Origin of the sequence: Variovorax sp. 38R, assembly GCF_014843395.1 — a bacterium.
GTDB lineage: Bacteria > Pseudomonadota > Gammaproteobacteria > Burkholderiales > Burkholderiaceae_C > Variovorax > Variovorax paradoxus_H.
Genome location: NZ_CP062121.1, coordinates 2,502,945 through 2,515,201, shown reverse-complemented (window position 1 = coordinate 2,515,201; position 12,257 = coordinate 2,502,945). Strand labels below are relative to the sequence as shown.

12 protein-coding genes are annotated in these 12,257 nt (G+C 69.1%); 6 read left to right on the top strand and 6 right to left on the bottom strand.

The genetic code is table 11. The annotated features are described in order from the left end of the window. Positions 1-37: 37 nt before the first annotated feature. Positions 38-289 carry a hypothetical protein gene (locus tag IG196_RS11375; protein ID WP_099796436.1) on the top strand — a complete coding sequence of 84 codons (252 nt, stop codon included), beginning with the start codon at positions 38-40 and terminating at the stop codon, positions 287-289. 91 nt (positions 290-380) lie between these two features. Further along, a complete protein-coding gene (locus IG196_RS11370) occupies positions 381-1,985 on the top strand; it encodes a phospholipase D-like domain-containing protein (RefSeq protein WP_192196232.1) in 1,605 nt (534 codons plus the stop codon). On the opposite strand, the gene IG196_RS11365 is transcribed toward IG196_RS11370, so the two are convergent. Further along, complete coding sequence (locus tag IG196_RS11365) at positions 1,976-2,962, bottom strand: LysR family transcriptional regulator (RefSeq protein ID WP_192196231.1); 987 nt, start codon at positions 2,960-2,962, stop codon at positions 1,976-1,978. The two genes, IG196_RS11370 and IG196_RS11365, sit on opposite strands and share 10 nt — an antisense overlap. 117 nt (positions 2,963-3,079) lie before the next feature. Between IG196_RS11365 and IG196_RS11360 the strand changes: the two genes are divergently transcribed. Beyond that, a complete protein-coding gene (locus tag IG196_RS11360; protein ID WP_192196230.1) occupies positions 3,080-4,330 on the top strand; it encodes a M20 aminoacylase family protein in 1,251 nt (416 codons plus the stop codon). Further along, a complete protein-coding gene (locus IG196_RS11355; protein WP_192196229.1) occupies positions 4,327-5,319 on the top strand; it encodes a Bug family tripartite tricarboxylate transporter substrate binding protein in 993 nt (330 codons plus the stop codon). Before IG196_RS11360 ends, IG196_RS11355 begins: the two co-directional genes overlap by 4 nt. Before the next feature lie 12 nt (positions 5,320-5,331). On the opposite strand, the gene IG196_RS11350 is transcribed toward IG196_RS11355, so the two are convergent. Next, positions 5,332-5,532: a hypothetical protein gene (locus IG196_RS11350; RefSeq protein ID WP_192196228.1), complete on the bottom strand. Its 201-nt coding sequence runs from the start codon at positions 5,530-5,532 to the stop codon at positions 5,332-5,334. A 157-nt stretch (positions 5,533-5,689) separates the two neighbouring features. On the opposite strand from IG196_RS11350, the gene IG196_RS11345 reads away from it, so the two are divergent. Further along, positions 5,690-5,980, top strand: a complete 291-nt coding sequence (locus tag IG196_RS11345; protein ID WP_225617007.1) for a hypothetical protein — start codon at positions 5,690-5,692, stop codon at positions 5,978-5,980. A gap of 104 nt (positions 5,981-6,084) precedes the next feature. Next, on the top strand, positions 6,085-6,978 hold the full coding sequence (locus IG196_RS11340; RefSeq protein ID WP_192196227.1) for an amidohydrolase family protein: 894 nt from the start codon (positions 6,085-6,087) through the stop codon (positions 6,976-6,978). Between the two features lie 24 nt (positions 6,979-7,002). Here the strand turns inward: IG196_RS11340 and IG196_RS11335 are convergent, their stop codons facing one another. The 4 genes from IG196_RS11335 to IG196_RS11320 form a co-directional block, all read right to left on the bottom strand. Further along, complete coding sequence (locus IG196_RS11335; RefSeq protein WP_192196226.1) at positions 7,003-7,761, bottom strand: tRNA-uridine aminocarboxypropyltransferase; 759 nt, start codon at positions 7,759-7,761, stop codon at positions 7,003-7,005. A gap of 73 nt (positions 7,762-7,834) precedes the next feature. Beyond that, a complete protein-coding gene (locus IG196_RS11330; RefSeq protein WP_192196225.1) occupies positions 7,835-9,190 on the bottom strand; it encodes an NHL repeat-containing protein in 1,356 nt (451 codons plus the stop codon). A gap of 248 nt (positions 9,191-9,438) precedes the next feature. Then, positions 9,439-10,659 carry a DUF1501 domain-containing protein gene (locus IG196_RS11325; RefSeq protein ID WP_192196224.1) on the bottom strand — a complete coding sequence of 407 codons (1,221 nt, stop codon included), beginning with the start codon at positions 10,657-10,659 and terminating at the stop codon, positions 9,439-9,441. Positions 10,660-10,670: 11 nt separating this feature from the next. After that, the gene (locus IG196_RS11320) at positions 10,671-12,257 is read right to left on the bottom strand and encodes a DUF1800 domain-containing protein (protein ID WP_192196223.1); all 1,587 of its coding nucleotides are present in this window, start codon (positions 12,255-12,257) and stop codon (positions 10,671-10,673) included.

Here is a 12,257-nt window from a genome sequence, read left to right as displayed (position 1 = left end):
GGGTGTAATCTGTGTTCCGGCCCCCATCTTCCCTCTCATGACCATCGATCTGCGTTCGCTCAAGAAGCTCGACTTTTCGGCCGCCCCCGCGCCGGTGTCGGGCGAGCGCGTCGTCGTGCTGGTCAAGCTGTGCGAAGGCGCCGAGCGCCCGGACTACATCGCCGCGCGCGCCGACATCGCGCCGGGCCTGTTCTCGGCGGAGATTCCGCTCGACAAGCTCCAGCAGCTCGAAGCCGACCCGGCCGTCGAATCGGTCGAGCTGTCGCGCCGGCTGCCCAACATCTCCTGACACGCGGCCCCGTGGGGTCGCTCCTTTCGCGCATGCCATGTCGGCAGGCGCCCGCACACGCGTGCACGACAACCCCTCCCAAGGAACATCCATGAGAGTGCTCGACGATGCCGCGCGCGCGGCGGTCCGATCGGTGATCGCGGCCCATCAGGCGCAACTGGCCGCCCTGCCCGGCTACGTGGCGGCGGAGCCGGGCTTTCCGCTGGTCGATGGCCGCTTCCTGCGCGAGCCCGCCGTGATCGTGCTGGTCGACCGCAAGCGCCCCTTGTCGGAAGTGCCACCAGCCGAGCGCGCGCCCCGGCAGCTCGGCCCCTACCGCGTCTGCGTGATGCAGGCCAACCCGGAGCGGCAACTGGCCGCCAGTGCGGACTTCGAGGACACGGTGAACGCGCTCGCCGAAGCCGCCGTGAACCTCGTCTACAAGCCGCCTGCAGGCCAACCCATCGACAAGCCGTACAACGTCAAGCAGCCCTTCCTGTGCCACGTCGGCCCCGACGCCGGGTGGCCGGTGCTGCGGCCCTTTCTCGAAGGCACCACGCGCTCGCTGTCGGTGGCGATGTACGACTTCAACGCCGACCACATCGCGCAGGTCTTCATCAACCTCGTGCGTGACGGCGGCATTGAGGCGTCGCTGAGCTGGGACGACGGCATGACGAAAGAAGAACAGGTCATCCGCAAGAAGCTGCGCAAGCTGCAGCAGGAGGCCGACCTGACGGCCTGGCTCGTGCAGTGCGGCAAGGGCCGCCGCTTCGCCAGCGCGTACCACGAGAAAGTGGCGGTGCGCGACGGCAAGGCCTTCTGGCTCTCCAGCGGCAACTGGAGCCGTCGCAGCCAGCCCGACATCGACCCCGTGGGCACGCCCGCGCAGGCCAAGGGCATGTTCAGCAAGGGCAACCGCGAGTGGCATGTGATCTGCAACGACGCTGTGCTCTCGAAGGTCTTCGAGAAATACATCCAGCACGACCTCGCGGCCTCCGCGAAGGAGGACGCCGACGGCGCGGCCGACGCGGCGCTGAACGTAGCGCAAAAACTCACGCTGCCCGATGTGTTCGTCCCACTCGACCACCTGCTGGAACAGGCCGTGGCCTTCGCGGGCCCCGTCGTGCCGGTCGAACCCGCGCGGCTGCCGTCGGTGAAGACCACGGTCAAGGTCCAGCCCGTGCTCACGCCGGACAACTACCTGCCGCACATCAACGCACTCATCGACAGCGCGCAGACCTCGCTGTACCTGCAGTTCGCCTACATGACCTGGAGCGATGCGGACAAGGACGCCGACTTCCGAGCGCTGCTGCGCAAGATCGCTCAGCGCAGCACCGAGCCGGACCTCGACTTGCGCATCATCCTGGGCAGCACCAGCGCGGCCGAGAACATCCGCAAGCTGGTCGAGGCGGGCTGCAGCCAGGAGGTGTTCCGCGTCCAGGGCAGCATCCACAACAAGGGAATCATCGTGGACGGCCAGACCGTGCTGGTGAGCAGCACCAACTGGTCGGGCGACGGCGTGCTACGCAACCGCGACGCCGGCCTGATCATCCACAACGAGGACGTGGCGCAGTACTACCAGCAGGTCTTTCTCGACGACTGGGACTCGCGCGCCAGAAGCCGCGTCGACGACGACCCGCCGGTGACGCTGGCCTCAGCCGATGCGCCTACGCCGCCGGGCATGGTGCGGATGTCGTGGGGGGACTATCACGGTTGAGGTGGCGAGGCGCCCGGCATGGCCTCGATGAAGTCCACCGAGTGCAGCACCCGCCGCAGCTCCGGATCGTCCGAGGCCTGCCACGCCGGCAGCTGCGCCAGGAAGTGCGCAATGAAACGCGCCGCCGCGTGCGACGGCGCCTCCTGCGCGCGGCGCACGATGCCCACGACGTTGCTGTGGAAGCGCTCGCGCAGCTGCAATGTCACCAGCGCATGGCGCAGGCTGTCGGTTTCCACCAGCGGCCAGGGGCAGAAGGTGAGCATGTCGGTCTTGCGCACGAGCCCCAGCATCATCGAGGGCGAGTGGGCCAGCTGGATGCGCTGCACGGGCGCGGCCAGGCCGTGCTGGCGGAACAGGTTGTCGAGGAAGCTCGCCCCCTCGCCCGGCGTGAAGTTGAGCACCCAGTCATCCTGCAGCAGCTCGGCCATCGACTGCGCGCCGGCCCGCGGATGGCCGCGGCGCGCCACCACCGTCATGTCGTAGCGGAACAGCGGCTGTGCCTGCAGCCCCTGCATGGCCTCGTCGGGGCCGATGCGGCCGATCAGCAGGTCGAGGCTGCCTTCGCGCAGCCTCGCGTAGCTGAGCGCCGACAGGCCGTCGAACATCTCGAGCTGCACGTGCGGCAGCTCTTCGCGGAACAGCGACACCACGCGCGGCAGCAGGGTCTGCGTGACCCAGGGCGTGATGGCCACGGTCAGGCGCTGCTGCGCGCCGGTGTCGCGGTGGCGTGAGAGCGTGTCTTCGGCCTGGCGCAGTTGCGCCAGCACGCGCTGCGCATGTTCGAGCAACTCCTGACCGGCCGGCGTGAACGCGATGCCGCCGCCGTGGCGCGTGAACAGCGCCACCTGCGCATGCGCCTCCAGCTCGCGCAGGCCCTGCGTGACCGTGGCCTGGGTGACGCCCAGCGCCCGCGCGGCGGCGCGGATGCTGCCCTCGGAGGCGACGGCGGCGAGATAGCGGAGCTGGTGCAGCTTCATGGCGGTCGATTATCCGCAGCGACAGGCACAGCCCGCCTCCGCATGGCGGCGCCTGTCTGCCCCCACAGGCAGGGAATTCCTAGACTCGCCGCAAGACAGCAACAAGACAGGTTCCCCATGACGACCTACACCGTCGACAACGCCACCGCCCTCGACAACGTGCTGCCCGCCGTGCGCGAGGTCGCGCCCGAGATGGTCGGCCTGCGCCACCAGATCCACGCCCACCCCGAGCTGGCCTACGAAGAGCACGTGACCAGCGAGCTGGTGGCCACGCGCCTGGCCGAATGGGGCTACGAGGTGCACCGCGGCCTGGCCGGCACCGGCGTGGTCGGCACGCTGACGTGCGGCAATGGCACGCGGCGCCTGGGCCTGCGCGCCGACATGGACGCGCTGCCGATTCAAGAGGCCACCGGCCTGCCTTACGCCAGCCAGGTGCCCGGCAAGATGCACGCCTGCGGCCACGACGGCCACACGAGCATCCTGCTGGCCGCCGCGCGCGTCATCGCGCAGGAGCGCAGCTTCGACGGCACGCTGCACCTGATCTTCCAGCCGGCCGAGGAAGGCCTGGGCGGCGGGCGCCGCATGGTCGAAGAAGGCCTGTTCGACCGTTTTCCCTGCGACGCCATCTTCGCGCTGCACAACATGCCGGGCTTTCCGGCGGGCAAGTTCGGCTTCAAGGAAGGCTCGTTCATGGCCTCGTCCGATTCGGTCACGATCACGGTGAACGGCCGTGGCGGGCACGGCTCAGCGCCGCACCTGTCGGCCGACCCGGTGGTGGCCGCGGCGCACATCGTCGTGGCGCTGCAGACCATCGTGTCGCGCAACGTCGATCCGCGCGAGATGGCGGTGGTCTCGGTGGGCGCGATCCACGGCGGCGACGCGCCCAACGTGATTGCCGACAGCGTGCAGATGCGCCTCACGGTGCGCGCCTACCGCCCGGAAATCCGCGCCATGCTGCGCGAGCGCATCACCGAGCTGGCGCAGGCGCAGGCCGCCACGCTCGGCGTGAAGGCCGAGGTGGACTACCACTGGCGCTACCCCGCGCTGGTCAACGACGAAGAATCCACCCGCTTCGCGCGACAGGTCGCGCTCGACTGGCTCGGCGACGACGGCCTGCTGCCGGCGCTGGCGCCGCTCACGGGCAGCGAAGACTTCTCCTTCATGCTCGAGCGCTGCCCGGGCAGCTACCTGATCGTGGGCAACGGCGAAGGCGAGCACCACCGCACCGGCGGCTGCATGGTTCACAACCCCGGCTACGACTTCAACGACGCGATCCTGCCGATCGCGGCCAGCTACTGGGTGCAGCTGGTGCGGCGCTTCCTGAGCGGGCCTTCTCTTTCCCACTTCCCCATACTGGAACCGCGATGACCCGTCTTCCTTCTTCCGTTTCGCGCCGCGTGGCTTTGAGTGCGCTCGGCGCCGCCGCCCTCTGCGCCGCTGCACCCGCGTTCGCGCAGGGTACCTACCCGGCCAAGCCGATCAAGCTGCTGGTCGGCTACGCGCCGGGCGGTTCGGTCGATATGGCCGCGCGCGTGGCGGCGGACATTCTGTCGGCCAAGCTCGGCGCGACGGTGGTGGTCGAGAACGTGACAGGCGCCGCAGGCGTGGTCGCGGCGCAGCGCGCGGTGAGCAGCCCGGCCGACGGCTACACGCTGCTGGCCGGCTCCAGCAACGAGATGGCGGCCACGGTGATGGTGAACCCGGCGCAGCGCTACGACCCGGTGAAAGACCTGACCCCCGTCAGCCTTCTCGCCGTCGCGCCCGTGCTGCTGGTGGCGGGGCCGAAGGTGGGCGTGAAGAACCTCGACGAGTTCATCGCGCTGGCCAAGCGCAACCCCGGCAAGTACAGCTACGGCAGCTCGGGCGTGGGCTCGACGCTGCACTTCGTGGGCGAGCAGATCAAGCAGCGCGCGGGCCTGTTCCTCACGCACATTCCTTACCGCGGCACCGCGCCGCTCACGAGCGACCTGGTCGGTGGCACACTCGACTTCGCGATCGTGTCGCCCACCGCTGCTGCGCCGTTTCTCCAGGGCGGGCGGATCGTGCCGCTAGGTGTTTCGTCGGCCAAGCGCTTTCCCGGCCTGCCGCAGGTGCCGGCGCTCGGCGAGCATCCGCAGCTGAAAGGCTATGAGCTGAGCGGCTGGTTCGCGCTCGCGGGCCCGAAGGACCTGCCCGCACCCATCGTGCAAAGCCTGCGCGCAGCCCTGCAGGCCGGCCTGGCCGACCCGGCGATCCGTCGCCGGCTGGAAGAAGGCGGCGCCATTCCCGCCACGGGCAAGGAAGACCTCGGGCAGATCATGCGCGAGGACACGGCGAAGTACGCGACGCTGGTGAAGTTCGCGAACATGCGCGACTGACCTCCGGCTGTTTCAGCGCGGGGGGTCGCCGCCCTGCCGCTCTTCCACCCACCACTTCGATTCCACGGCATTCATCGCACGCGCGTTGGCGATCATCTCGTCGATCTGCGCGCGCGTGGCCGGCGAATCCACCATCCATGCCGTCTGCACGGCATGCGCGGGACCGTCGGCGGCGAGCCGGTATTCCAGACAAAAACGAACCTCATTGCTCATCGGTGATCGAACCCTCTTTCTCTGCCACCGATTCTGTCTGACTCAAGTGAAACAGAACGCTTCTTCGATGCGTTGCAGCCACAGGAAGCGATGGCGTTTTGAGGCCATTCGTTCACAATGATTGCACCGTTGTTGCAGCGGAAAGGAGTGTGAAATCATGTTCGACTTCTTGTTTCGGCCCACCCACACGGCCTATTTGAAACGTGCCTCGGCACTGCTCGAAGAGGCCCAGATGGCGCGCATCGAACACCAGGCTGCCGCAGAGCATCACAGCGCCCTCGCCCGCATGTACGCGGAACGTGCCCGGCGGCTCGAGAACGAGCTGTACCGGCAACCGCGCGCCGCGGAGCACGGAACCGAGGCGGTCGCGGTTGCGGTGGAAGACCGCCCGCAGCTGTATTCGCTGGATGGCAGCCGCAAGACGACCACGCATCCGGCCGGCAGCTGAAGCCGGCCCGCGCGATCGCTTCGACGTTGCGCCCGGCGACAAGGGCGCGGCTGCGTCGGCGCGGTGATGTAATCCGGCTCCCCGGTCATCACCGCGAGAACCCCATGCGCCTCATTGCTGCCCCGCTGCTCGCCGCCTGCGCGGCCCTGGTCTTCTCCCATGCCCACGGGCAGACCGCCGCGCCTTACGACGGCCCGTTGTTCGACACCCACCTGCACTACAACCAGGAAGCCTGGGACGGCACCGCCGGCCCCTTCCCGCCCACCGAGGCGCTGGCGCGCATGCAGCGCAACCAGGTGAAGGCGATCATCGCGAACTCGCGCCCCAATGCCGGCACGCAGACCCTGGCCGCCGCGCGCGAGACGCGCGCCGCCGGTGTCACCGTGGTGCCCTTCGTGCGCCTGTACCGCAACCGCGACGACTACAGCAACTGGTTCCGCGACGAGACCATCTACGAGATGGTGCAGACCGAGCTGGCGCGCGGCACCGCCAGCGGCCCCTACCGCGGGCTCGGCGAATTCCACCTGTACGAGAGTGCCAACGCCAACGGCCCGGTGGCGAAGAAACTGATCGCACTGGCCGAAGAGAAAAAGCTCGCCGTGCTCGCGCACGTGGACGACGTGGCCGTCGACCTGCTGATGGCGAACGCGCCGTCGAGGGGCCGATCACTGCGCCTCATCTGGGCCCACACCGGCATCGGCGGCACGCCGGTCGAGCGCGTGCAGGCGATGCTGGAGCGCTACCCGCTGCTGATGGGCGAACTCTCGTACCGCCCGGGCCTGACCTGCGAAGGCGGGCGCCTGTGCCCCGAATGGCGCGCGCTGATCCTCAAGTACCCGGAGCGCTTCATGGTCGGTTCCGACACCTGGGTCAACCAGCGCTGGAGCGCCTACGACGAGATCATGCGCGGCTACCGCACCTGGCTTGGCGACCTGCCGCCGGCCGTGGCGCAGCGCATCGCGTGGGGCAATGCGGCGGCGCTGTTCGACATGCGCTGAGTAGGCGGACCTGCACAGGATTTTTCAGGCAGCCTGATCGCGCAGCGCGGCCACCTCGCGCAGCCGCTGGTGCGCGGCACCGTCCCACACCACAGGCTGCTGGTTCTTCGCGCACAGGTAGTGGTGCGTGAACACGCCGAGGTACGCGTCCAACGTCTGCTGCGCGGCATGCTCGCCAGCGAGGTCCATGCACATCGCAGCCACCTCGCTGGTACAGAAGTGGTCGTCGCGGCCCGAGTTGCGCAGCTTGTACTGCGTGATCTGCTCCGGCTGCAGGCTCAGCACCGGTAGCCGGTCGAGGTAAGGGCTGCGGCGAAACATCTTGCGTGCCTCGCCCCAGGTGGCGTCGAACAGGATGAAGAGCGGACGTTTCGCGGCACCGCCATCGGCCGGGTCAGGCAGCAAAGGCACGACGCTCAGCACCACGCGCTCGGGCGCCGCGTACTGCCCCGGAAACACCACATAAGGCTGCCATTGCGGGTCGTTCAACAGCGCCAGCAGCGCGGGATCGGTCTCGGTGCGGGCCCAGCCGAAGGCGAAGGTGTCGGGCACCACGTCGGCCACCAGCCACCCCGTGTTGGTGGGCTTGAGCGGTTCGATGTCGGCCATGAGCAGGCACACCCCCGCGCGCGTGACCACCGGAGGGCGCACGGCGCACATGCAATGGCTGGGCACGAGGCGGCAGCCCGCACAGCGCTCGCGCTTGAAACCGCCACGGGCAAGAAAGGGCTTGGCACTGCGCGCCAGGCGCGCGGCGCGAAGGAGGGAGACGGCATGAGGCATGCGGCGATTCTCGGCGGCGTGGCCGCCGCATGGCGGCCCCTGCCTTCACCGACGCTGCCGCGATGCCCCGAGATCAGGGGGCGCGAACCGGTGTGACCTTGCGGATCAGGTTGCCGAAGGTGTCGGCCACGTACAGATTGCCGGCGGCATCCACCGTCACCCCATAAGGCTGCTTGAACGTGGCAGCCGCGCCGATACCATTCTGCGAACCCAGCACGCCGGGCTGGCCGGCAAGCGTGGAGACCACACCCGCCGGCGTGATCTTGCGCAGCAGGCTGTTGCGGGTGTCGGCCACGTAGACGTTGCCCTCGCTGTCCACCGTCAGGCCGCTTGGCTGATAGAACGTTGCCGTGTCGCCGGGCCCGTCAGCCGACCCGGTCTGGCCCGTGCCAGCCAGCGTCGAGACCACGCCACCGGGTGTGATCTTGCGGATCCGGTTGTTGCCGCTGTCGGCCACGTAAATGTTGCCGGCCACGTCAGTCGCGATGCCATAGGCCTGCCGGAAAGATGCCGCAGCCCCGGTGCCATTGACAAACCCTGCAGTGCCCGATCCGGCCAGCGTGATGACGTCGCGGGCAGGCGTGATCCTGCGAACCACGGCACCTGCGAGTTCAACCACATAGACGTTGCCGGCAGCGTCCACGGCCGTCGACGCGGGGTAGGCGAAGGTGGCGGAGGTGCCGTTGCCATCGAGTGAACTGAATGTGCCGCTGCCCGCGAACGTGCTCACATCGGCCGCTGGCGTGATCTTGCGGATGCGGTTGCCGGTGAACTCCGCAGCGTAGGCATTGCCCGTGGCGTCCAGTGCAAGACCAGCCAGCCCCTGGAACGATGCGGCGAGGCCGTTGCCATCCACCGAGGTGCCTGCGGCGTTGCCCGCAAATGTCGTGACATCGCCAGCGGGCGAGATCTTGCGCACAAGGTTCGTTGCCGTATCCGACACGAGCAGGTGGCCGCTCTTGTCGACGACCACGCTGTAAGGAAGATAGAACGATGCGGCGGTCCCGTTGCCATTGACCGATCCGGTCGTGCCGGACCCTGCCAACGTGGACACCTGTGCCACCGCCGCCGAGCAGGCGACCGCCACGTCGCCGACGTCGGCCGCAGCCTTGCCGCTGCCCTTGCTGACGGTGCAGAACTGCCACAGAGGCTGGGTGCGCACGCTGACCTCGTAGGCCGAACCTTCGGTGAGCGCCGTGGCAAAGCTGAACTTGCCGTCGGCCGTGAGCTTCAGGTCGTCGCCTGCATTGTTCTGGAGCACGAGGCTGCCGGCGAGGCCGGTGACGGTGCCACCGACCGTGTGGGTCACGACGACGGGAGGCGGCGGCTCGGGCTGCGGCTGTGCTGGCGCGACGATCGGCAGGAAACCCGCGCCACCGCCGCCTCCTCCACCGCCGCAGGCCGCCAGCAGCACGATCACACCGGCCATGGCGCCGCAGCGCCCGTAAGAACTCGCTCGCTTGGAAAGCATCACTGCCCCTTGGGGAAACCCGCTCTCCGGCTGGAGTGCCATCTGTTTCTGAATGTCTATTTTTGTAAGTGGCGTACGCCAAGACCATCCCCGAAAACAAGTAAATACGGCGACGCTTGTCCGTGCGGCCACGCGCCGGAGGGGCCGACGAAACGTCTGAAAAGAGGTCGTGAAAGAGACGGTGCGGCTCGCCCCCTTCGGGGCCGTCAGACCAGCCGCAAGTCCTTCGCCGCCGCCCCGCCGAACACCTTCGCCACCTGCGCCGGCGACAGCCCGTACATGCGCTGGAACAGCCCGCTCAGCACCGCCCGGTACTCGTTGAGCACCGGGTAGTCGCGGTTCTGGAACAGCGTGGCCTGCGTCAGCGGCTGCTGTTCGCCCACGACGCGCCCGCCCGCCAGCGCGGCCAGGCCGCCGCCGAGCACCCAGTACACGGTGCCGTGCCCGTGGTCGGTGCCGCGGTTGCCGTTCTCGCGGAAGGTGCGGCCGAACTCGCTGACGACGACCACCACGGTCTGGCGCCAGGCGGGCTCGCCCATCTCCTGCGCGAAGCCCGCCACGCCGCGGCCTAGTTCTTCAAACCGGTTGGCCAGGTAGCCCTTGGCCGCGCCCTGCCCCACATGGGTGTCCCAGCCTCCGACGTCGACAAAGCCGATGTCGAAGCGATCGCGCATCAGGAGCGCCATGCGACGCGCGACCTGTTCGAAGCCCTTGGGGCTCATGGCGTTGCGGCTGGCGGCGTCCATCTCGGCCTGCATGGCGCGCACCACCTCGTCGCGCAGCTGGAAGCCCTCGGCCACGGGCTGGGCGAGCGCGGTGTTGCGGTACATCGACGCGATGATCTGGCTTTGCCGCGCATCGACGCCCGGCCGCGCGACGCCCGCAAGCGCCATGTTGGCGGCCTTGGCGTCGTCGCCGCGCAGCACGATGGGCAACTGGTCGGTGAAGGCGATGGGCGACACGTCGGTCAGCGGCCCGGCGCCGAGCACGCCGGCCAGCCGGTTGAGAAAGCCCGAGCGGTAGTCGCGCCGCGCGGTGTCGGGCGCCACGCCGAGCTCGATCGCGTCCTGCGTTTCGAAGTGGCTGCGCGTGAGGTCGTCGGTGCCGGCAAAGGCGATGAAGGCCGCCTGCTTCTGCTGGAACAGCGGCAGCACGCTCTGCGCGAGCGCGGGGTGCAGGCCCCAGTCGGCGTCCAGTGGCAGCGCGCCGTCGGGTGTGCCGGGGCGGGGGATGGCGATGTTGGGACGCGAGGCGTAGTAGAAGTCGGCGTTGCCTGTGGGCACCAGCAGGCTGGTGCAGTCGTAGGCGCCGCGCAGGAACACGACGAGCAGCTTGGTGCCTTGGGCACTGGGCGCGGCGGCCACGCGTGCGGCGGCGCCGGCGAAGGGCGTGGCGGCGATGAGTTGCAGCAGGTGTCGGCGTTGCATGAGGGAGCCTTTCAACGGCGCATCAGCTCGGGCGATGCGAGCAGGAAGGTGTTCCACTCCGGCGGGTTCTTCGCCTGCGCGAGCGCCTGCTGCGTGTCGGCGCTCAGGCCGGGCTGCAGCGCGCGCACGGCGCGCGACTCGGCCAGCGGCGGAAACGGCGGCTTCTCGAGCGGGGCCTTGTCATCGGTGCGGAACAGCACGGCGCCGCTCATGCCAATGGCGCGCGCAACTTCGAAGCGGATGTTCATCTGCCCCGCGCTGGCCCACGCGGCCTCGTTGAGCGGGTAGCCATCGGGCGTCTCGTGGGCGTACAGGGTCTCGCCCATTCGGTTGATCCAGCCGATCATCGGCGTGGTGTTGAGCACCACGCGCTCGTCGTAGGCCAGCCGCACGCCCGCCACCACGTAGTGCACGGGGTCGCGGAACTTGCGGCCCAGCGAGGCCGCGAACTCGCGCGATTCGAACAGTGTCTGCAACGTGGCGGCGATGTCGCCGTCGCTGCGCGTGAAGGTGGCAGCCATGCGTTCGACCAGCGCGGGCGGCGGCTCGTCGGCCACGAAGTACACGGCGAGCTTGCGCGAGATGAAGCGCGCGGTGGCCGGCGCGCGCGCCAGGCGGTCGAGCGCTTCGTCGGTCTCGGCCAGGCCGCGTGACTGGATGGGCTGGCCCAGCAGGGTCTTCGGACCGTAGTCGTGCCGGTTCGGATGGAACTCGAAGAGGCCCTGGCGCACGTAGTCGGCGCGCACGGCCGCGCGCACCGCGGGCGGTGGCACGTCGGGCGGCTGCACGCTGACGCCCACGCCGGTCAGCACGCGCGCCAGTTCCTGCACGTCGGCCTGCGTGTAGCCGCCGCCGACGCCGAGCGTGTGCAGCTCCATGAGTTCGCGCGCGTAGTTCTCGTTGATCCGGTTGGCGGCGTTCTGCGCGTTGTCGAGGTAGCGCAGCATGGCCGGGTGCCGCACGGTGGCGCCCAGCAGGTCGCGGAACTTGCCGAGCGCATGCGGGCGGATGGCACTTTCTTCGTAGTCGCCGACCATCGCGCGGATCAGGTCCTTGCGGATGCTGACGTTGAAGTGGTTCATCCAGAACCAGGTCATCTGCTCCTGCAGCTGGTTCGGCGAATACAGCGCGCGCAGCACGAAGCGCTGCTGCGCTTCGCGGGCAAGCGTGTTGAGTTCCTGCTGGTAGGCCGTGACTGCGGCCTTCTTCGCTTCTTCATCGGGCAGCGCGGTCGCGGCCTTGCGCCGGGCGTCGAGCGCGAAAACCAACTGGTCGAGCGGCGTGCGCGAGATGGCCATGGCGTCGATCTGCGCCTGCGCCGCCGCGGGCAGCGCACGGGGCGCGGGCCGCAGCTGACGGCCCATCCAGCGCGGCAGGCCGTCGCGCGCCAGTTCGGCCTGGCTGCTGGCGTTGGCGCCCCAGCTCACGCGATCGAGCCAGCGCAGCTGCGCGGCGGGCGTGTCGGCGGCGTGGCCCAGCGCGGTGAGCGGCGGGCCTTCGGGGCGTAGCAGGCCGGTGGAACAGGCGGTGAGCGACAGCACGGCGGCCAGCGCCACGGCGATCGCGCGCGAGCAGTGCGGCTTCGGGAACAACGGCAT